General features: G+C 57.1%; 18 protein-coding genes. 11 read left to right on the top strand and 7 right to left on the bottom strand.

Annotated features, from left to right (window positions below; genetic code table 11):
• Positions 1–585: 585 nt before the first annotated feature.
• Genes P3T43_RS33105 through P3T43_RS33095 form a run of 3 tightly spaced genes read right to left on the bottom strand, consistent with a single transcriptional unit; the run spans position 586 to position 6,499 of the window.
• Complete coding sequence (locus P3T43_RS33105; RefSeq protein ID WP_429285215.1) at positions 586–2,055, bottom strand: efflux transporter outer membrane subunit; 1,470 nt, start codon at positions 2,053–2,055, stop codon at positions 586–588.
• 1 nt (position 2,056) lies between these two features.
• Complete coding sequence (locus tag P3T43_RS33100; protein ID WP_429285214.1) at positions 2,057–5,242, bottom strand: efflux RND transporter permease subunit; 3,186 nt, start codon at positions 5,240–5,242, stop codon at positions 2,057–2,059.
• Between the two features lie 21 nt (positions 5,243–5,263).
• Positions 5,264–6,499: an efflux RND transporter periplasmic adaptor subunit gene (locus P3T43_RS33095; RefSeq protein WP_429285213.1), complete on the bottom strand. Its 1,236-nt coding sequence runs from the start codon at positions 6,497–6,499 to the stop codon at positions 5,264–5,266.
• Between the two features lie 1,103 nt (positions 6,500–7,602).
• Between P3T43_RS33095 and P3T43_RS33090 the strand changes: the two genes are divergently transcribed.
• The gene (locus tag P3T43_RS33090) at positions 7,603–7,770 is read left to right on the top strand and encodes a hypothetical protein (RefSeq protein ID WP_429285212.1); all 168 of its coding nucleotides are present in this window, start codon (positions 7,603–7,605) and stop codon (positions 7,768–7,770) included.
• Between the two features lie 634 nt (positions 7,771–8,404).
• On the opposite strand, the gene P3T43_RS33085 is transcribed toward P3T43_RS33090, so the two are convergent.
• Together P3T43_RS33085 and P3T43_RS33080 are read right to left on the bottom strand one after the other, a co-directional pair.
• The gene (locus tag P3T43_RS33085) at positions 8,405–9,373 is read right to left on the bottom strand and encodes a PDR/VanB family oxidoreductase (protein ID WP_429285211.1); all 969 of its coding nucleotides are present in this window, start codon (positions 9,371–9,373) and stop codon (positions 8,405–8,407) included.
• Positions 9,370–10,497, bottom strand: coding sequence for a Rieske 2Fe-2S domain-containing protein (locus tag P3T43_RS33080; RefSeq protein WP_429285210.1), 1,128 nt, complete (start codon positions 10,495–10,497; stop codon positions 9,370–9,372). Before P3T43_RS33080 ends, P3T43_RS33085 begins: the two co-directional genes overlap by 4 nt.
• Positions 10,498–10,826: 329 nt before the next feature.
• Between P3T43_RS33080 and frmR the strand changes: the two genes are divergently transcribed.
• The 6 genes from frmR to P3T43_RS33050 all read left to right on the top strand — a co-directional run bounded on the left by frmR (position 10,827) and on the right by P3T43_RS33050 (position 15,410).
• Positions 10,827–11,102 (top strand): formaldehyde-responsive transcriptional repressor FrmR, encoded by a 276-nt coding sequence (frmR, locus tag P3T43_RS33075; RefSeq protein WP_429285209.1) that lies wholly within the window; start codon positions 10,827–10,829, stop codon positions 11,100–11,102.
• 67 nt (positions 11,103–11,169) lie between these two features.
• Positions 11,170–12,279, top strand: a complete 1,110-nt coding sequence (locus P3T43_RS33070) for an S-(hydroxymethyl)glutathione dehydrogenase/class III alcohol dehydrogenase (RefSeq protein WP_429285208.1) — start codon at positions 11,170–11,172, stop codon at positions 12,277–12,279.
• A 75-nt stretch (positions 12,280–12,354) separates the two neighbouring features.
• The gene (gene gfa, locus P3T43_RS33065; RefSeq protein WP_429285207.1) at positions 12,355–12,930 is read left to right on the top strand and encodes an S-(hydroxymethyl)glutathione synthase; all 576 of its coding nucleotides are present in this window, start codon (positions 12,355–12,357) and stop codon (positions 12,928–12,930) included.
• A 52-nt stretch (positions 12,931–12,982) separates the two neighbouring features.
• Positions 12,983–13,813, top strand: a complete 831-nt coding sequence (fghA, locus tag P3T43_RS33060; RefSeq protein ID WP_429285206.1) for an S-formylglutathione hydrolase — start codon at positions 12,983–12,985, stop codon at positions 13,811–13,813.
• A gap of 87 nt (positions 13,814–13,900) precedes the next feature.
• The gene (locus tag P3T43_RS33055) at positions 13,901–14,815 is read left to right on the top strand and encodes a LysR family transcriptional regulator (protein WP_429285205.1); all 915 of its coding nucleotides are present in this window, start codon (positions 13,901–13,903) and stop codon (positions 14,813–14,815) included.
• A 118-nt stretch (positions 14,816–14,933) separates the two neighbouring features.
• Positions 14,934–15,410 (top strand): hypothetical protein, encoded by a 477-nt coding sequence (locus tag P3T43_RS33050; protein ID WP_429285204.1) that lies wholly within the window; start codon positions 14,934–14,936, stop codon positions 15,408–15,410.
• Here the strand turns inward: P3T43_RS33050 and P3T43_RS33045 are convergent.
• Complete coding sequence (locus P3T43_RS33045; protein WP_429285203.1) at positions 15,312–16,028, bottom strand: IS6 family transposase; 717 nt, start codon at positions 16,026–16,028, stop codon at positions 15,312–15,314. The genes P3T43_RS33050 and P3T43_RS33045 overlap by 99 nt on opposite strands.
• 355 nt (positions 16,029–16,383) lie before the next feature.
• Between P3T43_RS33045 and P3T43_RS33040 the strand changes: the two genes are divergently transcribed.
• From P3T43_RS33040 to P3T43_RS33025, 4 genes are all read left to right on the top strand, one after another.
• Positions 16,384–17,256: an H-NS family nucleoid-associated regulatory protein gene (locus tag P3T43_RS33040; protein WP_429285202.1), complete on the top strand. Its 873-nt coding sequence runs from the start codon at positions 16,384–16,386 to the stop codon at positions 17,254–17,256.
• Positions 17,257–18,040: 784 nt separating this feature from the next.
• A complete protein-coding gene (locus tag P3T43_RS33035) occupies positions 18,041–18,448 on the top strand; it encodes a hypothetical protein (RefSeq protein WP_429285201.1) in 408 nt (135 codons plus the stop codon).
• A gap of 627 nt (positions 18,449–19,075) precedes the next feature.
• Entirely contained in the window at positions 19,076–20,023 is a 948-nt protein-coding gene (locus tag P3T43_RS33030) for an EAL domain-containing protein (RefSeq protein WP_429285200.1), read from the top strand.
• A 2-nt stretch (positions 20,024–20,025) separates the two neighbouring features.
• On the top strand, positions 20,026–21,939 hold the full coding sequence (locus P3T43_RS33025) for a diguanylate cyclase domain-containing protein (RefSeq protein ID WP_429285199.1): 1,914 nt from the start codon (positions 20,026–20,028) through the stop codon (positions 21,937–21,939).
• 14 nt (positions 21,940–21,953) lie between these two features.
• On the opposite strand, the gene P3T43_RS33020 is transcribed toward P3T43_RS33025, so the two are convergent.
• A partial coding sequence (locus tag P3T43_RS33020; protein ID WP_429285198.1) for an aminotransferase class I/II-fold pyridoxal phosphate-dependent enzyme occupies positions 21,954–22,412 on the bottom strand: 459 nt, incomplete at its 5' end.

Genomic DNA, 22,412 nt, shown 5'->3' with positions numbered 1-22,412 from the left:
ATATCCGACGCGAAGGTCCCGAGTTGTACCAGCCTCTGGTATGCACCCAACTTGACGATGTCTCCCACTTTCATCTAGTCGAGGAAATCACTTTCCTCTGGTTTTTGGTATTTCGCTTAAACCACTTCCACCGACGAAGCAACTTTAGGTGTGTAATTGACTACTGGCTTATCAGATCGTCTCGCGGCGTATCGCATAATCCAGTTGCATGATTAGGACTTTCCCAGGGTACTGTGCAAATCAAACGCTCCGTGGTGCTACCCGCGTTCGTTCAGAGGTATTGGCAGGCCGATGGTGATGCGACGTGAATCGCGGGCATGCAACGAACACGTTGCCGCGGTACACGCCGGATATCAGGTAGGGAGTGCGCGTGATGCTGAGGCGATGCGCTGGCGTATCGCGATTAGATGGGGTGGTCGCCGAACGATCTATGGATGGCGCGCGGAGATTTGCGCAAAACCTGAAATGCCAAAAAAGTCGAGGCCGCAAGTCTCAACTAGCGGCCTCCGGCACCTGAAAACGAGGCGATCAACGTACCGAAATGCTCTCACCGTTGAAACCGCCACTGAGGTTATGACAGTCAGTTCATCGCGCCGTAGAGGGCTCTGACGAGGTTTGGGTCAGCGCAAGTGCATCGCAACGATCATCTCCACAGGCTTGCCACCCTCCGCCGAGTGACTTGTAGAGTGCCACAGCGCGTACGTTAATATCTGACTCGGCCTGCGCCAGATCATCCCCTGCAGCGAGTTCTACCCGCTCCGCATCGAGCAGTTCCAGAAAACCTGTCGATCCTTCCCGATAGCGGATACGCGCAAGATCAGCTGCACGGTGGCTCTGCGCAAACTGATCGATTAGTTTGCCGACCCGCGCATGAGTTTCGTTGTAGGACGTGACCGCGCTGTCAATGTCCTCGATCGCGAGAAGAATGCTTTGCTCGTACGCGGCCTGCGCAGCGTCCGAGCGCGCTTGCGCTGCATGAAGGTTCGCGCGCACGCGCTGTACATTCAAACCATCCCACGTAATACCCGGCATGATTGACCATGCCTGCGAACCCGCAGTCAAGAAATCCGTGCCTTGGCTCGAAAGAAAGCCGAGAAATCCGACCAGTGAAACATGCGGATAGAAGTCAGCCTCCGCAACGCCGATACGTGCGGTCGATGCCGCCAGCCGACGCTCCGCTTCCTGCACGTCGGGTCGACGCGCAAGCACATCGCCTATTGATCCCATGGGCAGGCTCACGGCGATCGGCTCGGAAGTGCGCGGCGACAGGTCGACGTCAAGTTCGCCGGGTCGCTTGCCAAGGAGTACCGCGAGCCGGAACTGTGCGGTCTCCTCATCGATCCTGAGGTTTGGCAACTGCGCCTCCACCGCACTTAACCGGGCGCCCGCGCTTGCGACATCCTGCTCCGAGCCCGTGCCAATACGCACCTGCGCCTGCACAAGACGCAGCGTGTCCTGGAGCGTCCTGATGTCGTTCTGGACAATGGCAATTCGTGCCTGTGAACCTCGCATGACGAAATAGTTACGGGCTACTTCGCCAATGACGGAAACCTGGGCGCCGCGCAATGCCGCCTGCCGTGCATCGCGTTCCGCTTTCGACGACTCCACTTCGCGCCGGATACCTCCGAATAGATCAAGTTCCCAACTGGCATCGAACCCTGCGCGATATTCGTCGTAGCTAACCTGGTCCGTGGTTATCCCAGGATACTGACCATAGGTGCGCGCGAAGCTTGTTCCTGCGGCTATGGTTGGGATCTCCGCCGACTCCGCGCCGCTTACAAACGCCCGCGATTCACGAAGGCGTGCCTGTGCAATACGCAAGTCGAGGTTATTGAGTGCCGCCATCTGTATCAGGGCATCGAGCGTCGGATCATCAAACTGCTTCCACCATCGCGCCTGAAAGCTCCCGGTGTTCTCACGCATGGAATCGACGTTTAGGAGCTTCGGTACCGTCGGTGCGGCGGCGTGATAATCGGGCCCGACGGAAATGCACCCAGCTAGTGTCAGCGCTGGCAGAATTCCTGCAATAGCCGAGAAAGGATTCAGCCTATTCATTTTAATGCTCTCCGAGAACCGACGCGCTTTGGATAGCCTTGCCGCGACGCGCCTCACGCCTTTCCACGAATCCGCGTACCAAGACATAAAATAGCGGCGTGTACACCAATCCGAACGCCGTCACGCCTAGCATCCCAGCGAATACGGCCACGCCGATTGCGTGTCGCATCTCCGCCCCCGCGCCGTGAGCCAACACCAGTGGAACAACACCCATGATGAATGCCACTGATGTCATCAGGATGGGCCGCAGACGCAGGCGCGCTGCTTCAAGCACTGCCTGCTTGCGATCCATACCTCGCCCTTGTGCGTCGCGTGCAAATTCCACGATAAGAATTGCATTCTTGCACGCGAGGCCAACCAACACGATCAAACCGATCTGCGTGAATATATCGTTGTCGCCGTGTGTGAGCCACACGCCACCAATCGCGGACAGAAGCACCATCGGGACAATCAGGATAACCGCCAGCGGGAGCGAAACACTCTCGTACAGGGAGGCGAGCACGAGGAATACCAGCAGCACTGACAAGGGAAATACGAGCACCGCCGTATTGCCGGCAAGGATCTGTTGGTAAGTTAGATCGGTCCACTCGAATGTCATCCCTCTCGGTAAATTCTCTCGCGCGATGCGCTCCATCGCATCCTGTGCCTGTCCGGTGCTGTAGCCCGGCGCGGCGCCACCATTGATTTCCGCCGTCGGATAGCCGTTGTAGTGCATCGACCGCTCGGTCCCGACAGTACGCTGCACTGACACGAACGAACCCAGTGGTACCATCACGCCCGACGCGTTACGGACCTTCAGTTGGCCGATGTTTTCGAGCGTTCGCCTGAATTCCGGCTCGGCGGAGAGATTCACCTGATAGGTGCGGCCAAAACGGTTGAAATCGTTGACATAGAAGGTGCCGGTAAACGCCTGAAGCGTGTCGGCGACGTCGGTCATGTCAAGACCCTCAAGCTTCGCCTTCTCGCGGTCTACGTCCACCCGGACTTGCGGTACATGTGCGTCGAAGCTCGAATAGAGCGGGCTCAATGCTGGCTCCTTCGCGCCTAGCGCAATGAGTTTATCAATCTCGCGTTGCATTTCCACCGGTCCATAGCCAGCGCGATCTTCAATCTGCATGCGGAATCCACCCGTCTCCCCCATGCCGTCCACCGGCGGTGCGGGCACGACGCCAATGCTGGCGCCAGGGATAGCCGCATACTTCTTGTTCAGCGCCGCAATGATCGCATCGGCCGACAGCGAAGGATCCCTCCGTTCCTCAAACGGCTTGAGAAGAAAGAAGATCACGCCTGAATCGCTGCTGTTCGTGAGGCCATTGATCGACAAACCAGGGAATGATGCGGAGCGCCATACCCCAGGTTGGCGGGCCGCGATGCCAGTCATCTCGCGCACGACACCTTCCGTGCGATCGAGAGATGCACCGCTTGGCAACTGGACAAATGCAAGAATGAGCTGCTTGTCGAGCGTCGGCACGAATCCGGTCGGTACGCGCATAAAGCCTACCGCCGCGAGCACAATCAGACCGCCATACACCACTAGGGCGACCGACGAACGGCCCAGCACCCGACTCACCCCCCCGACGTAACGACCCGCCCCGGTCACGAACAGCCGGTTGAAAGGTCTGAATAACCAGCCGAACAAGCGGTCAATCCATATTGTTAACGCATCTTTCGGCGCGTCATGAGACTTGAGTAGTATGGCGGCCAGCGCCGGGCTCAGCGTCAGAGAGTTGAACGCGGAGATCACTGTCGAAATTGCGATCGTCAGCGCGAACTGGCGATAGAACGCACCGGTGAGTCCACTGATAAAAGCAGCCGGTATGAACACGGCACACAGCACGAGTGCCGTCGCAACGATCGGGCTCGTTACTTCCCGCATCGCGCGTCGGCTCGCTTCCCTCGGACTCTGTCCCAGCTCGATGTGTCGCTCGACGTTTTCAACCACGACGATCGCGTCATCGACGACGATTCCGATCGCCAGCACGAGCCCGAATAACGACAGCGTATTGAGCGAAAAGCCGACTGCATCCATAACAGCAAACGTACCGACCAGCGACACAGGCACCGCAATCAATGGAATGAGCGATGCACGCCACGTCTGCAGGAAAAGAATCACGACCAGCACCACAAGCGCAATTGCGTCGAAGAGCGTGTGAACGACTGCTTCGATTGAAGCGCGCTCGAACTGTGTATCGTCCCGAATGATTCGAAAGTCCAGACCCTCCGGAAAATTCGCCTTCAGGCGTTTCATTGTCGCCATGACTTCGTTGGAAGTCTGGATCGCATTGCTACCTGGACGCTGGAACAAAACAATGCCGACGGCCGGATCGTCGTTCAGCAGGCTACGCTGCGCGTAAAGGTCCGCGCCGAGTTCGACGCGCGCGACATCGCCAAGATGTACGACACCCGTGTCGCCGCTACTGCGCAAGATAATTCGACGGAACTGGTCTTCTGTAACGAGACGTCCCTGAGTATTCACATTCAGCTGAAATGCGTCGTCGGTATGCATCGGGGGAGCGCCAAGCGTGCCTGCTGCCACCTCAACGTTCTGTTCCCGAATCGCCTTTATAACGTCAGGTGCTGTCAGTCCACGTTGTGCCATGCGTTGTGGATCCAGCCACACGCGCATGCTGTACTCGCCCGCTCCAAAGATCTGTACGTCACCAACGCCATCAAGACGCGACAACTCGTCTCGAATGTGTGTGCGTGCGTAGTTCGAGAGATAGAGGCCATCATAGCGATGGTTCGTCGACACCAGATGCACCACCAGCGTGACTTCCGGCGAACTCTTCTGGGTTGTCACGCCGAGTCGCTGAACCTCATCGGGTAGGCGCGACAACACCTGCGCAACACGGTTCTGCACTTGAACCTGCGCGGTATCGAGATTGGTCCCGAGTGCAAAAGTGACTGTCAGCGCAAGCCGTCCGTCACTCGTCGCCTGCGACGATGTGTACAGCATGTGTTCGACGCCGTTGATCTGCTCCTCAAGCGGTGTGGCCACCGTCTGGACGATCGTCTCGGGACTTGCCCCTGGGTAGCTCGCCTGCACGACAACGGTCGGCGGCACGATATCGGGATATTGGCTGACAGGCAGCATCATGAGCGCAATGGCACCGGCGATCACGAATAGAACCGACAAAACACCAGCGAATATCGGCCGGTCGATAAAATAGTTAGCTATACCTTTCATGTTTAGAGTCTCGCTAAGCGGCTATTGCGCAGCCAGTGCCATACCAGATCCGGCGACTGGCCTGGTCACACTTGCGAGCTCAGCCTTCTGGCGGTCGTTGAGCTGCGTATCCATTGAGACGGTGACCGCCTGTACCACAACGCCAGGTTGCACATGTTGCAGACCATCAACGACTACACGCTCGCCGGGCTGAACACCGCTTTCGATGACGCGCAAGCCGGCGAAGATCGGGCCCGTCGACACCTTGCGATAGATTATCTTGTTATCTGGTCCGACTACGTACACATACTGATCCCCCAGATCAGTTCCCACTGCCGTGTCCCTCAGGAGGATGCGAGGCACCGGATGACCCTCCTGCAGACGGATCTGTGCATAGAGTCCTGGTGTGTACGCACCTTGCGCGTTTGCAAATACAGCTCGAAGGCGAATGGTTCCCGAACCGGCGTCGAGTTGGTTGTCAACGAAATCCAGGTGTCCGACGTGCGTGAAGTCGTGCTCATCCGCGAGTGCCATTGCAACTTCGGGCACGCTATGACCGTCATCGCGAAAATGCTGGAGTGTAAGGTAGCTCTGTTCGTCGACGTCGAAATATCCGTAGATGGGATCGACGCTGACCACGCGAGTCAGGACCGCATCGGGCGTGACTAGGTTACCGGCGGTGATCATCGCATAGCTGACCTTCCCGTCGATCGGCGCGCGCACTTCTGTGAAACTGAGATTCAGTTGTGCCGCGTCAAGTTGCGCACCGGTCGCAAGCGCCCTCGATCGCGACGTGCTTGCCGCCGTGTCAAGTTGCTCCGCCGCTTCCTGCGAAATTGCGCTCTGCGCGAGCAATCGCTTACCTCGATCCGAATCGGATCGGGCTTGTGCCGCCTCCGCCTGCGCTTGCGCGAGTTCCGCCGTCAGACGGTCCACTTCTGCGCGATAAGGACGCGGATCGATCTGAAACAGTACGTCGCCCTTGTGTACCCGGGCGCCCTCCTTGAACAGCACCTCGTCCACGTACCCGCTCACTCGTGGTCGCACGTCGATCGTGTCCACGGCCTGCAACCTGCCGGTAAATACCTGTCGGTCGTCCACCTGAAACGTACGGGCCTGCGCTACCGTTACTTGCGGTGCAGGCGCCGCGTTCAGCGAATCGGACGGAGCGGATGCATGCGTTCTAAGCAGTAGGCTACTGCCCACAACAACCGTCAGCGTGACTATCAGGAGTATGACTCGCTTTCGTTTAAAGAACTGCGTCGTTGGTTGAGACATTATTTGACCCTCATCGATTTGAAAGTGTCGCTTCTTCGCTTTCCTGATCCTCAGATCCAGAGACACTGCTCACGTGCCCCCTGTTGCTCCGTCTCGTATGCGGCACGTGTGGCGCATTCTGTTCGGGTCGGAGCAAAGAAAACGATTAAATACCGGCACGAAATCACATGCATTCTGACCCTGCGAGTCGGCTTTTCCGACAGCAATGATGACATTTCTGTGATGCAGTTTCGGCATGGTAGAGCGCGACGCGCACCGCACATCTGGACGCATTTCGTGCGAATTACAATAAAGCCGGAGGAAAGCAAATCTGGAGTGAATGCAGATAAAAGCCTCCGCCACGATCTCGCCGAGATTTCGTGTAGTGAACTGCACGACATGCGACCGGCACGAAAGCCACACCATCTGCTGTCTGACACCCGCTTAACCCCTCTGTACAGTCTCTCGCCTCAGAGTCGCTGTTACGCAACAACATTTGCCATTACGACCTTCAATATCGATACGAGATTCGCTGCGAAATGGCATTCGCGTCATAACGCACCAAGTCAGAGTCGACATCCTGTCCGTACTTCGAATCGCGGCGCGAACGTCATCTCCGTTTTCGAGCGGCAGCCGGGCTGCCAACGAATCGAAGATGCCCGGCGACTGCAATAACGGAGAACACAATGGATCTCTATTGCTAGATTTGAATCAAATTCCGTGCTTCGGTATTCTCGTTCTTCTTTAATAAAATTAGGACCACCGTCATGTCATGACTTTAATAACGGTATGGCATACATGAACCACAACCGGGCCTGTTTCGAGGTTCAGTTTTGACATTTCGCGTAGACGAGCAAAGAGACTTGTCACGGCAACTTCTGGTCTGTCATGGTCGTCGCTCTTTTCCGTATTTCGTCAGAACGGTAGCTGCGACAGTCGTTCCCGTGGCTTTATTCGAAGACGTGTAGTATTCCCATAACCTCTACTGAATGAAACATTTCGTAGCACCCAAAGGGGGCACGGTCGGGATACCATCACTTTTGAAAATAATCTAACGGTAGCATCTCGAACATTCCATGTCTAAGGATACCTAATTTAATTAATAGGTCGTCGCAACAGCATCAATGCACCAATCACACTGTCCCACCCTGAAATTCCTCGGCTCCAGGCGTCCGCTTCTGGTTTGCACCGGTGTGGTAACGACGCTGGAAAAGATTGATGAACTGAGCACGGATCGAAGCGAGCGTCTCGTCATTCGCATGCCGAACGAATTGAAGCAATACATCTACTGATCTCACGACGCGTCGCAGACACGCTCACCCCAGGAAGTGCCGCGTCGGGTTTCACTACGCACTATTGCGGATGGCGAGCGTCAAGCCGCGCTTAAGCGAGCGCGTCTGAGTTTACTCGCGGTACGCGTCGAACAACTGGCTGCAAACGCAGCTGGGCAAGTGAAGCGCCTTCCAGGGCCCGCTACGCGTTCTCAAGCTCGCCCGCGCTGAGCACATCACCGAGAGCAGGGGGAGACGGTGCGGTTGCAAAAACATCGCGAACGCCAAATCTCGTTCGGCTTGATCATGAGGCACACTATCGCAGTGTGCCGACACTCTGACGACGCTTTATCGACGAGCACGAATCAACCTGCACCAACCCCGAAGGTCTCGGGCGATTGCGCGGTCCGTGATCAGTTCGCTGGCAAGAATCAAAGGCGTCGCCGTTAAGCGGTCTTGACGGTCCACGCCCTCGGCGTTGGTTGAGCTGATTACCGCGTGGGCAGCGACAATTGTTTTGGCCGGCGGCCAAGATAATTGGCGCTGACCGGCCGTGCTGCTTGACGTTGTCTAACCGCGCCCAACACGTTGCCGCGCAGGGCACAACGCCCGGACAAGCGAGCGCGGTGCGCCTAATAGCGTATCGGTCCCGCACCTACAAGTCGAGCACGAGTCTCGCGCTTTTCGAGCGGGAGCAACAGACCGTCATACGGTCATTGCGAAGATGTTCCGCATCCGTCAAATAGACATCCCGATGATCGGGTTCGCCCTCCAATACTCGCGTCAGACACGTTCCGCAGACCCCTTGCTCGCAGCTCACTTCCAGAGCAACACCCGCTTCGCCCAGGACCTCTACGATGCTTCGATCCGCAGGCACCGTGAGGACTTGACCCGTGCTGCGTAGCTGTACTTCGAAGGCCCCCTCTTCGGACGTGACGTTTGGCGTCGACGCAGCGAAAAATTCCCGATGCAGCCTCGCTTCCGGCCAACCCCGTGCGCGCGCGCTCTCCAATACATATCCAATAAACGGTGCTGGTCCACAGACGTATACGTGCGCGTCGTCGGCCGAGCTCCCCAATGCCTGTCCAATCTCAAGCCGCTGTTCAATGGACCCGTCATCAAGATGAAGATGCACATGCGCTGAAAATGACGATTGCATCATGCGCCTGACAAAGGCAGCACGAGCTGCCGTGCGCACGCAATAGTGCAATTCAAAGGGCTTTCCCGACTCACTAAGGTATTCGGCCATGGCCAGTATCGGCGTTACACCAATTCCGCCTGCAAAGAGAATGTATCGGCTTGCGTCAGGATCAAGCGCGAAGTGGTTCCGCGGCGCTCTGATCCGGATTGTGTGACCAGCCTGAATCTTCTCGTGTACGGCCTGTGAGCCGCCTCGTGATGACGGCTCGCGAAGCACGCCGATCACGTAGCGATGGCGCTCACGCGGACTGTTGCAAAGCGAATATTGCCTTGTCAGATCAGGTGTGACTTCAACATCAATATGTGCCCCCGCAGTGAACTCGGGGAGTTCCCTGCCCTTCTTGTCTGACAGCTCAAGACGGACAACACCGTCCGCCTCGAACTCCTTGACCGCGACTTCTACCTCAATCCACGACTCAATCATTTACGACGCTCCACTAGCCCATCACCATTCGCCTCGAGGTCCAGAAGCCGCTCGCGCGCCCTGCGGACCCTCATTGCAGCAGCGTCACATGCCAGCAGCACCGGTTTCATTTCTTCCAGCGTGTGACCGCCCATATTCTTCTGAACGCTCGCGATCATTGGTTCATCCTCCGTGGCGAACGCCTGACGGATAAACTCTGCCAATTCGTGTGTCATAGCATCATCGTCGCGACGATAATTGCGAAGATGTATAAAGAAGTAGTAACACCGGTTAGCGCTCGATGGCGTCACCACCTGCAAGGAGTCGATCTGGGCGCCGTGATAACGTCCCTGTCCGGCCGGTGCGTGCCCGGACGTAAGATAGAAGTTCGCCGGCGCATCCCAACGGATGTCCAGCCAGTAATCGACGATGTCGTCCTCCGAGCACCCGCCTGACATGGCAAAAGATGGCGCTGGCTTTGTGCTTGGCGCCATACGCATGCTCCATATCGAATCGCCTTCCTCACGCACTTCGGTCTGGCCTGGGACAAGTCCATCAGAACCCAAAGTGTTCTTGTGCGTAAAGGCAACGTGACTTAGATCCATCAGGTTGTCGGTCATCAACTCGTAATTCAAGGGCATTTCCATCGTCTGCCCGCGGGTATACGTAAACTTTTCGGGTTGGTTCAATTCCGGGTAACGGACAATGGTAGATTCATCGGCGAGTTCGGCTGCGCCCATCCAGATCCACACGATCCCGTCGTGCTCCGCCACGGGGTAAGACCTGACACAAGCCGCCTTGGGAATAGTCGCACTGTGAGGATTGTGAACACATTGCCCCGAGGGTTCGAATCGCAGACCGTGATAGAGGCATTCAATAGTGTCGCCAACCACCTTGCCCATGCTAAGAGGGGTAAAGCGGTGCGGGCACACGTTTCGCAGAGCTGCTACCTCACCCCCGGAGGTACGGAACAAAACGACGGGTTGATCGATGATGAGCCGTTCGAGAGGCTCTTGCAAGACATCCGCAGACCACGCGGCAAAGTACCAGACATTCTGCAAAAACCGCGTCTTCGGCTGCCCGTTCTCATTTGAATCTGAACGGACAACTTCGAGTTGGACAGGGCTCTTTTGTACGGTGGACATCACGTTATCTCCTGTATTTGATCTATTCGCGCAAGGAAGCATCTGTTGCCATTCAAGCTTTGTTCGGACAAGTTTCGCCGATTTATCCCGTATGCCAATGCTAGCCCCGCGTCCGTCCACACGCTTATCGGATCGTCTAGCAGATTGATCAGGTTTTTCCCGAAGTTCCTCATGTTTCACACAGTGCTCCCTCGCATTGGTTTCGGCAAAGGTCGTGTAGCCCCCCCAATCGTGTAGTTTTCGCTCACGTCGTTAAAAAGCTGGACGTTTAGATAAAGAGGAAGGGTAGCGATACCACATACTCACGCCCAGTATCTAACGGAGGTCGCGTGCCGCACTCACCCCAGGACAAAAGGCTTGTACTTACGCGCGTCAGACGGTTACGTGGGCAGGTTGATGCGCTTGAGCGGGCATTGGAGGCGGGTGCTGAATGCGCGTCGGTTCTGCAGCAGATCGCCGCAGCGCGCGGCGCGGTCAATGGTCTGATGGCTGGGGTGTTAGAGAGCCATTTGCGCGAGACGTTTTCTAACGCGACTAGCCGCAATGATGGCGCTACGGCATCGATCAACGGCGTTATCGATCTGGTACGCACCTATCTACGGTGATGACGTGTAACCCTGTCCTCCCAATACTCATATTGCTTGTCTTTACCATCCAATTGAGAGATCTGTCATGAAATCACGTGCTGCAGTTGCGTTTGCGCCCGGTAAGCCCCTGGAGATCGTCGAGATCGATGTTGCCCCACCAAAAAAGAACGAAGTATTAGTAAAGATCACCCACACTGGTGTATGCCATACAGACTCCTTCACGCTGTCTGGGGACGACCCGGAAGGCCTTTTCCCTTGCGTGCTCGGGCATGAAGGCGCCGGCATCGTCGTGGAAATCGGCGAAGGCGTGACATCTGTCAAACCAGGTGATCACGTGATTCCTCTATATACGGCCGAGTGCGGCGAATGCCTGTTCTGTAAATCCGGCAAGACCAACCTTTGTGTAGCCGTGCGTGCGACCCAAGGCAAAGGTGTGATGCCCGACGGTACAACCCGCTTCTCCTATAACGGCCAGCCGATCTACCACTACATGGGCTGCTCAACCTTCAGCGAATACACTGTGGTCGCCGAGGTATCGCTGGCGAAGGTAAACCCCGCTGCCAACCATGAACAGGTCTGTCTGCTGGGTTGCGGTGTGACAACAGGTATCGGCGCGGTGCACAACACCGCGAAGGTTCAGCCGGGTGACACTGTCGCGGTGTTCGGACTTGGCGGGATCGGTCTTGCAGTGATTCAGGGAGCGCGCCAGGCCAAGGCCGAACGCATCTTCGCGATCGACACCAATCCCTCGAAGTTCGACCTCGCGAAAGCCTTCGGCGCTACCGATTGTGTGAACCCGAAGGACCATGAAAAGCCTATCCAGCAGGTGATCGTCGAAATGACCGGCTGGGGCGTCGACCATTCGTTCGAATGCATCGGCAACGTCAATGTCATGCGTGCCGCGCTGGAGTGCGCGCACCGCGGCTGGGGACAATCCGTGGTCATCGGCGTCGCGGGAGCCGGTCAGGAAATCTCGACGCGTCCATTTCAACTGGTGACAGGCCGTACGTGGAAAGGCACAGCATTTGGTGGCGTAAAGGGCCGCTCACAACTACCGGGCATGGTGGAAGACGCCATGCGAGGTGACATCCAGCTTGCCCCGTTTGTCACTCACAGATTGCCAATTGATCAGATAAACGAAGCATTCAACCTGATGCACGACGGCATGTCGATTCGCACCGTGATCAACTACTAAGGACACGACCGTGCGCATTCATTGGCGCAGCGTTGTTGCGCCAATTCTTATTCCGAAAACATTGGAGAATTCAAAATGAGTACTGTGGCAATTCACCCGTCTGTAGACGCCGGTATCAAGAAAGGTACGCCGGGCTTCGCCGGCGGTACCCTCCAGTGTAATTGTCAGAATGACAAGGTCGAAGTCCGGATCAACAGTAACGTGGCGCACAACCATGCTTGTGGCTGCACCAAGTGCTGGAAACCCGCGGGCGCCGCTTTTTCAGTGGTGGGAGTCGTCCCGCGAGACAAGCTCGAAGTCACGGCTCACCCGGAGAAACTGCAAGTAGTCGACCAGAAAGCAGCGATCCAGCGCCATGCCTGTAAGGCGTGCGGAACTCACATGTATGGACGGATCGAGAATCGAGACCATCCTTTCTACGGTCTCGACTTCGTGCATACCGAACTGTCCAACGAGAAGGGCTGGGAAGAGCCACGTTTTGCAGCGTTCGTCTCATCGGTGATCGAGGGCGGCGGCGCAAAGCCGGAACAAATGGATGACGTTCGAGCGACACTTACCGAGCTGGGACTCACACCACACGACGCACTCAATCCTCCATTAATGGACGCGATAGCCACACACATCGCAAAACGTAGTGGTGTACTGAAGTAGGAAAGGCCCGCGCGGATCGTTCATACCGATCCGCGCATTTATAGGAGTCGCAATGGAACGGATAGAACACTCTGCCTGCTTTGACGGATGGCAGGACGTTTACCGTCACGAGTCGGCCGCACTCAACTGTTCAATGAATTTCTCTGTCTTTTTTCCGGCGCTGGCATCCAGGAAAAAACTACCCGTACTGTACTGGCTCTCTGGTTTAACTTGCACGGAGCAGAATTTCATTACGAAGGCAGGAGCTCAACAATACGCGGCTCGACATGACGTCATCATCGTCGCTCCAGACACCAGCCCTCGCGGGGAGCAAGTTGCTGACGATGCGGCCTATGACCTCGGAAAAGGCGCGGGCTTCTACGTGAATGCAACCCAGAAACCTTGGGCGGCCCACTACCGCATGTATGACTACGTTGTTGCGGAACTCCCCGAATTGATCGAATCAGAATTCCCCGCGTCAGAAGTCCGCTCTATAAGTGGCCACTCGATGGGCGGCCATGGTGCGCTCGTGTTGGCGCTGCGCAATCCGGGCCGTTACCGCAGCGTCTCTGCGTTCTCGCCGATCGTCGCCCCTGCCCAGGTGCCGTGGGGCGAGAAAGCTTTCGAGGCGTATCTGGGTCCAGACCGTACAACATGGAGCCAATATGACGCGTGCGATCTGGTGAGGTCCGCGGCAGAAAAGCTTCCGCTACTGGTTGATCAAGGCGCTGCGGACGAATTTCTCGAGACTCAGCTCAGACCTCACCTACTACATGAAGCATGTGAAGCTGTCGGTCTCCCCCTGACACTTAGACTTCACCCTGGATTTGGTCACAGCTACTACTTCATCGCCACTTACATTGGCCATCATATTGCGTTTCATGCCGAAGCGCTCCATGGATAGTCGATCTACATCTCCAGTATTGTGTCGCTTTGAACTGCTGTAACGGCCTATCACATGGCCTCGCCTTAGACTGAAAGGAGAAGTCATATGGCTTTCGACGAGCGAACGCTCAATGGGATGAGCGTACTGGCTGCAGTGGCCAATAGCGGCAGCTTCGCTGCGGCCGCTGAAGCGTTAAATATGTCGCAACCCGGCGTCAGCCGCGCGATCGCTCGACTCGAGGGCAGACTTGACGCGCGTCTGTTCGACCGCCATCCTCGTTCTGTAACCCTTACGGACGAGGGACGCCGCCTTTACGAACAGGTGGTACCGCTACTCACCGCACTGGAAGAGGCTGCCGAATCAGCTGCCTGCAGCAAGGAGACTGTGCGTGGACGTCTGCGGGTGAACGTTCACCCTTTCTTCTCAAACCTTATTCTTGGACCGCGGCTGAGCGAGTTCCTTAAAGCGCATCCCGATCTCAAGCTTGACCTCGTCACGCGAGACCAACTCGGCGACACCATCTCTGAGGGCTTTGATCTGGCCATCCGCTTCGGTGAGCCTAAGTCGTCGTCCATGATAGCGCGCAAGTTGCTCGAGACACGAATACTCACAGTGGCCTCGCCTTCATACCTGAAAGAACACGGCCGTCCGCGTGGCCCCGATGAACTGCGCGGTTCCTCGCATATTTGCCTAAACTATCGGAATCCGGAGACAGGTCTTCCATTTAAATGGGAGTTCCATCGCGATGGCGAGGAAATGGAGCTTTATCCCGAAGGCCGATTAATGGTTAATGATGCGGGTACGATGCACGCGGTATGTTTGGCAGGATACTGTATTGCTCAGGTCATGGAGCTCGGCATTGAAGGCCTCATAGCAAGCGGGCGACTTGTCAATCTATTCCCCGACTGGTGCGACGAACGCTGGCCTCTCTATGTGCTGTATCCCTCCCGAAATCACATGCCCGCCAAGACCAACGCGTTCCTTGACTTTATCTCGTCGATCGTTGGAAATCCCCGTTGACATCGTTGTGACCATGACCGCCACAAACTGCTCGTCGGTCTGAGCCGACGTTCATGCAACGACGTTGTTAAGGCAGTTTTCGATCAGTCTCCTGTCTTTCACGCCTCACCGGGCGCCAATGTCACGTCTCGATATCAGCGAAGGAGTGCTATCCCGTCCGGAAGACTGGTCGCTGGAAGAACGTCTGATGGCCTTGCAGGAGAGTCACGGGCTCGTGGGAGAGGCATTGAACGGCTGGTGTCGGGAGCGCGGCCTGTTTGCGCATCATCTCGTGCAATGGCGAGCAGACTTCTGTACCGCGGGTGGAACCGGCAGCCGGCGCGAAACCGCCCAGGAATTACGGGATCTGAAGCAGTCCAATGTCCAGCTGCAGCGCGAGTTGAAACGCAAGGAGAAGGCACTGGTTGAAGCTGCGGCGCTACTGGTGCTGCAAAAAAAGTGGTTGTGTCGCGATAACGGCGGCATGGCAAGAAAATTCCGCGAAGATAAGGAGTCCTTACACCACCAACGAATAGAACTGATCGGCAGCGGTTCGGGTGACGCCGCTGTCCTTCGTCTGGCCTTTCCTGATCATATGCATCGTCTCAATGCCTGACAGGATGATCCGGGCACACCGGAAATCCTTGAAGCCCATCATAGGCCTGGTTCGGCGGTTGATCGCCCGATGATCCTGCTCTACGATGTTGTTCAGATACTTGACCTGCAGGACCTTGATGGGCGTTTCCCGCTCGGCGTTGATGGCCTGGAGGGCGGCAAGATTCGCCCCACTTTTATCCATGGTCACGGTCTCGGGCGTCCCGTTCCGATCGATGGCTTTCTCGAAGTAACGGCGTGCTGCCGCCTTGGCGCGATGCGCCCGTAACAGGAAATCGACCGTATTGCCGGCCTTGTCCACCGCGCGGTACAAGTACTTCCACTGGCCGCCTACCTTGACGTAGGTTTCATCCATCCTCCAGCTCTTGCCGACCGGACGTTTGTGCTTGCGAAAGGCTTTCTCGAACAACGGTACAAGTTTGATCACCCAGCGATGCACGCTCGAATGGTCGACCTCGAAACCACGTTCGGCCATCATTTCCTCGAGATTTCGCAAGCTCAGCGAGTAGGCCGCATACCACCGCACGCACAGAAGCATCACGTCCAGAGGATAGTGCAGGCGCTTGAGTACCTTCGCTACGCCGGCAGGCAGGGTTTGTCTCGCAGTCGCCTTCTTCATCTCACGCTTCACTTCGGGCAAATATCAACTTCGATTTTACTCCTGCCTCCTTAGCGCGACAAAACCCATTATCATTAGCGGTCGAAAACGGAGAAACTTGAGCTGTAGTGAAGGGGCGCTCCAACCGTATGTTGAGCAGCCGCGCGAGCCTGAACGTCTCGGGAACAAAACGCATCCCTCGCATCCAAATGAGCTGTGCAAACCGTTGCCTTAGGGCTTGGTAACGTGAAATCGACCGGTTGCAACAACCTAGATAGTTCATCTGAAAAGCCCATCTCTTTGGCGTCATCTGTTGGCTACAAATGAGGCGTCGTGGCATAGTGCAGCCATTCACTAAAGCCAAACGGGAGAGGTAATGGCAACGCTCGAACAAATCCAAGCGACACTGAAGAAGCTGCAGGCTCAGGCGGAAGCTCTGCTTGTAAAGAAATCCCAGGCTGCCATCGATGAGATTCGCAGCTTGATGGAGAAGCACGGTTTGACGGCAGCAGATATTGATGCACCTGCTGCAGGGAAGAAGCGGGGACCGAAACCCGTCGCGAAGTCTGTCAGAGTTGCAAAGACTTCGGCTGTGCAATACCAGGACCCCAGAACGGGTGCGACGTGGTCAGGGCGTGGCCGTGCCCCGGGTTGGATTGCGAAGGCCCGGGACCGCAGCCGGTTTCTCGTGAGCGATGGTGCAGTCAGTCCCGCTCCTGTTGCCGCGAGCAAGCCGAAGGCAGTTGGCAACTATGTGCGTGGTGTTCAACCTGAAAAATACCGGGACCCGAAAAGCGGGGCCACCTGGAGTGGGCGCGGACGCGCGCCGGCTTGGATTGCTGGGGCGAAAGACCGCAATAAGTTTCTGATTGATGGCGCGGCCGGAGGCGCGCAACCTGTCGCTTCAACTGCTTCGAGCAAGTCAGCGACTAAGAAGGTGGCTGCCAAGAAATCGAAGACTGCATCGTCGAAGGTTGTCGCGAAGAAGACTGTTACGAAACGGGTTGCTGCGAAAGCAGCCGTTGCAACGAATGCTGAGGCGGCGGAGCAAATTGCTCCGGCCAAAAAGCGTGTCGTCGTAACTGCGAAGAAGGCTGCGACGAAGAAGGTGGCTTTGAAGAAGGCTGTGCCGGGCAAGCCCGTCGTAAAGCGCGCCGCTGCGAAAAAGGCACATATTCAGAAAACGCCCGACACTGCAGCTGTCGCACCGGCTACGGCGGAGACTCCGGAAGTGCGGGCCGCCGAGTAAGCGGGCGGGGAGCCTGTTCAGGCTCCTCGTATCTCACAAGAATTTTCATCGTTCGTTGGGGAAACTCAAAGATGAAAAGCGACCAACGGCCCTTCGATGAAGGGGACCGAGTTGAACATCGACTGTTTGGATTTGGGACTGTAACTGGATAACCCAGCGGAACTGCGGCCGCTAGCTGGAGGGTTTCCGTTCTGTGGGACGATGAGAGTCGCGGTCCTTCAGAGGTGATTCATCACGTACTTCGGAAAGTGTCGTCGCCGGATTCAAGGCCGACATCGTTCTACGAGCGTCAGTGGCAGCCTATCCGCCAGAATTGGTTGGCGGCGCGCACAGAGGTTCAGCGTATCTGCGCCGAGTTCCGACCTCCGCCTGAGCCTTCTGCTCTTGCACGTGCCCAAGCCGTGGAGCAGGAGGCATTCGAGGCAATGCAAGCGTTCTGGACGGCGGAAAGCAACGGCGAACATCCGTGACACGTTACGCTCCTTAATGTCTTTCTTGTAGAGTTTGCCGCATGCATCTCGCAGGCTAAAAATGAGTCCTATACCGGGTATGCTTTTTTGGGGAAACATACCTGAATGCAAAAAATCACTGAGTCCCGCCTGATGCGATTTGCGCAGGCGTTTAGCAGCCAAAGATTTCAGCTGCTCAAGACTTCATTGACCAAGCTCCCGCAGGCACTGAACGTGTCCTTAAGACGCTGGCGCTGGCTGAAAGCCTGACCGACGAAGTTGCCCAGCAAATCTATGAACTTGCTCCTATAGCCGGAGTAACGGCGCCACTGTTCGTGCAGGCCCTGCACTATGCTGACATCGTACGCACTGGGAACAGTGAATGGCGTCTTGCTACCGAGGTGCGGCAATCGCTTTGGGTGGCAGGCTACGCGGAGCGGGAACTGTTGAATGCCACCCACGCGCAGCTCCTCGAACTCGGCCGGTCTGGAAACCGCGAACTGGCCGGCGGAACAATACCGCGATGTTTGTTTGCGATGGCCGGACAGGCGTACCACATGGCGTCGCTTGGGCAAACAGAACAAGCGCTGACACTGTACTCGCAAGCGGTCAAAGGCTTTTTGACCGGAGAGCAATGGCTTGCAGCGAATCTGGCAGAGGAACAGGAAGCACGGGGGATTCTCCGAGAAAAATCGACTGCCGGTACTGTTTCTTCGGGCAATGGTGTTCTATCGCGAGAATGACTGGGAAAGAGCAGAGCCGCTTTTCCGTGAGATTACCGCCACCTCTTTAGAATGCATTGAAGCCGCAGTTTCCGCGAATATCTCCGTCGCTCGCGAATCGACTGTTAGCGAGAACCCGTTTTTAGCCAGGCGACGCGGTGCAGTCACCTCGTTTTGGAATCACTGCGCCGCCGGCAAATCCTGCTCCGCTTTTCCGATATCAACATGTGTACTGGGGTGGCAGGCCCCCGTTGTCTATCGTGTTTCGTGTCGGGTATGTACCAAGGGTGAGCTTTCGAAACTAGCCGGACCCGTATCAGCGTGGCACGCAAGTGCTTTGGGCATTTGATGACTCATGCTTCAGCAGCACGATCTCCGATGCCCCGTCACCGACGGTGATTGTCGTGGCGATGTTGTCAAAGCCGTATAACAGCGTGCCAAACATTGTCGATTGCGCCCTGCTTCGGAGACTCGCCGCGCCGACGAACCTCGCATATGACGGCGGATCTGATCCGCATGTTTTGACACGTAACTGCTTCTCGTTTTCGAGACGCAGCCAGGTCATAGTACGCAACTCAGATAACAGCACGAAGTACCCCCATGCGCCTTTTCCGACGCTACATAGCACGAGTAGGCCGGCTGCGACCTGTGTTCGACGAGCATCCGGACACGCTGGTGACTATCGCCGTTGTGTCGGGCGTGACTGCTTTGCTTGCGGCCAGCCTGATTGCATCTTGCGACACTGTCATGCGGGTTATCGCGCTATCGGCTTGCGGCGCGTTCGCGTACGTGGCTTATCGGGTTTGCCCACGGGCAAGATTGCGGCGCGCAGTGCGCATCGGTCTTCGCCGCGGGGAGTTCCATGTCGTCTATCAGCCCATTGTGGACACGCGCACGCGAAACTGCGTGGGCGTGGAAGCTCTGCTTCGATGGGGCCATCCAGAGTTCGGAGCCGAAGGGCCGGGATGGTTCATTGGAGAGCTTGAAGGAACGGATTTGCTCAGGGCGCTGACCTGTTTCGTGCTGCGCGAGGCGAATAGTGCACTCACCCAACTGCCGCTCCCTCAGTACTGGCACCTATCGATAAACATCTGCGCGCGGCATCTGATGGAGGAACGCTTTGTCGAGGATATCTGCGAGTCCGCCGGCGCGATGCTGGAGCGCCTTGTTCTGGAGCTTACCGAGCGGAGCTGCGTCGAGCGCACGCCGCGGGTTGTCACTGCGCTTAACCACATGAGGCAACGCGGCGTACGCCTGTCAATCGACGATTTCGGCACTGGCTTCAGCAATCTCGACTTGCTCGCGGACTTCCGATTCGATTACCTGAAGGTAGACCGGCGATTTCTAGCGATGCGCGGCGAAGCGCGCATTCAGTTTCTGAATTCGATAGCAGCGCTAGCGCATACACTTGGTGCGAAAGTGGTTGCGGAAGGCATCGAGACCGCCGCAGAACATGACGTGGTCAAGCGCTCGGGAATCGACCTCGCGCAGGGATACTGGCATGGGAAGCCTATGGCGGTCGATCAACTTCGTGCGTTCGTGTTGGCGCCGGCCTCGATTTACACATTGCATGATGTGGCCGGAAAGGAGGATTGAGCGTGAAAGACGACTGCATTATGAATGCGCGACAACTACGACAACCAGGCAGCGTCCCCTTCCCCACAGAAAGCGAAGGAGATCAGTACTTTGAGCGCGTGACCCGGATCGCCGCACGCGCGCTGAATTTACCAATATCCGTCATATGTCTCGACAGTCCGGGCCAGCCGGAAATCATAGGCGTGAGCGGTTGCGAACGGGACGTTGTAGATCATGTGAACACGTACTATGGCCGCACGCTCCAATGCGAAGGACCGTTTTTCGTCAAGGATGCGTTGTGCGATGCGGAGCTTGCGCAGGGGCCACTGGCAACCAGTAAATTGGCGATCCGATTTTTCGCAGGCGTTGCACTGCGTCTACCGTGCGGAAAACCCATCGGTATGCTAAGTGTGATGCACTCAAAGCCGCGGCGCTTCACGCGCCAACAGCGTCAGATGCTGGTAGACCTGGGGCAAATGATCGAGCACGAAGTTGGCCTGCGAGAGCTGGACAGCTCTGATCGTTTTCAGGTACTTCAGGCGATCGACCGGCTTCAGGCCCAGCATGCGCTTTACGTCGACACGTTCCATCGAACTCCGGTCGCTATCGCGCATATCGGAAGAGACTGGGCGTGGCGGCACATGAACGAGGCCTGCGTGAAATTCTTCTCGTGCTCGCGCGATCCGCTGACGAAAACAAACATACTCGATCTGCTGGATGCGAGCGACCGGAGCAACCTTAAACAGGCGGTGCAGGCACTTAAGCGTGGCCGCGGGGCCGAGGTCCTGACGGTCGACGTAACGTTCCGCTTGCGCAACAAGCAAAGCAAACCAGCGCGAGTACAGGTGGCGTTCAAGCAGACGACGTCGACCCGTGACGGAGGCTGGCTGTTTGTCATTCACGATACCCAGGCGGAGCAACGGGAAAAAACCGCGCGCGATGCGCGGGAGGCCGCGTTGCATCGTGGAGCCCATGAGGCCTCTGAAGTTCTGCGCAGGGCGCATGAGCAACTGACGAACGCTGAGCGACAGTTGGGAGCCACGCGCGTGGATTTGCGCGCCATCGCTGACAATCTGCCGGTGCTGGTCGCTTATGTCGACGGTGAACGACGTTTTCGGTTTGCTAACTCAACCTATCGGGAGTGGATGGGGCTGGACCCGGAGGAGATCGTGGGACGGCTCACCCATGAGGTTCTCGACGCCGACTACTTTGCCGCCATCGAGCCGTACGTCCAACGCGCGCTCAACGGCGAAAGGGTCGAATACGAGGTCGGAGCGACCCTCAACGGGAGCCAACGTGTGCTGCGTGGTGTCCTGGTGCCGCGCCGCGTCCAGGATCAGGTGGCAGATGGCTACTACCTTCTGGTGCATGATGTGACGGAGCGAACGGCACTGCTCGATCGCCTGCGGCATCAGGCGTTCCACGATGCACTGACCGGCCTGCCTAACAGACGCTCATTCATCGAGAGGCTGGAACAAGCATGCGGAGCGGGCGCAGACGGCGTGGCTGCCATTCTGTTTATCGACCTCGACGGCTTCAAGGCTGTCAACGATACATACGGACATCAGTGTGGCGACGAAGTACTTGTTGAAGCCGCGCGCCGGATCAGCCGCTGCGCGCGTGACGGGGATCTGGTTGCGCGGCATGCAGGAGATGAGTTCACGGTGCTGCTGACCGGCCCTGCAATCGATCGTGCTGCGTTGGAGAGAATCTCCCGTGCAATTCTGCTGACATTGAGCCAGCCCATAGCGCTCGGGGCGAAGGTCGTCCGGTTGTCGGCCAGTATCGGTGTGCTGCTGCGCGGCCACGCGGCGTCGTTGAGTGGGGAAGCCCTGTTACGCGCGGCGGATGCTGCAATGTATCGCGCTAAAGTCGCAGGCAAGGCGCGTATTGTCGTGCACGAGCTTCACGATTTACCCGCCGGCGTGCCGGGGTGAGATCGACGCCGGTGTCATGCCAGCTGAACCGGACCGGCCAGCCTGGCGCCGCAACGCGATTCATCGGCGCACAGCGCGCCGAGTGTCGCGACCGCTTTATCGAGCCGCGCCGACCACGGGTATCCATAGTTCAGACGCACATGGTGTCGAAAGGCACCATCCGCAGAGAAGATGGGTCCAGGCGCGATACTGATGCCATGGTTGAGCGCAGCCTGGAAGAGGCGTATCGAGTCTGCGTGATCCGGTAGCGCGACCCACGTGAAATAGCCGCCGTCAGACTTCGTCGCCGTTGTATTCGCAGGGAAATACCGGCTAATCGCGTCGAGCATTTGCGACTGCTGAAGGGCCAACTCGCGACGTAGCTTGTGCAGGAAGCGTTCATAGCCGCCGTGCTCCAGATAGTCGGCGATTGCGCGCTGCGCCGGCATGCTGGCCGATAGCGTGGTCATCCATTTCGCACGTTCCAGCCGACC

The sequence above is a fragment of the Paraburkholderia sp. GAS41 genome, from assembly GCF_050436545.1.
GTDB lineage: Bacteria > Pseudomonadota > Gammaproteobacteria > Burkholderiales > Burkholderiaceae > Paraburkholderia.
This window is presented reverse-complemented; position numbering and strand designations above follow the sequence as displayed.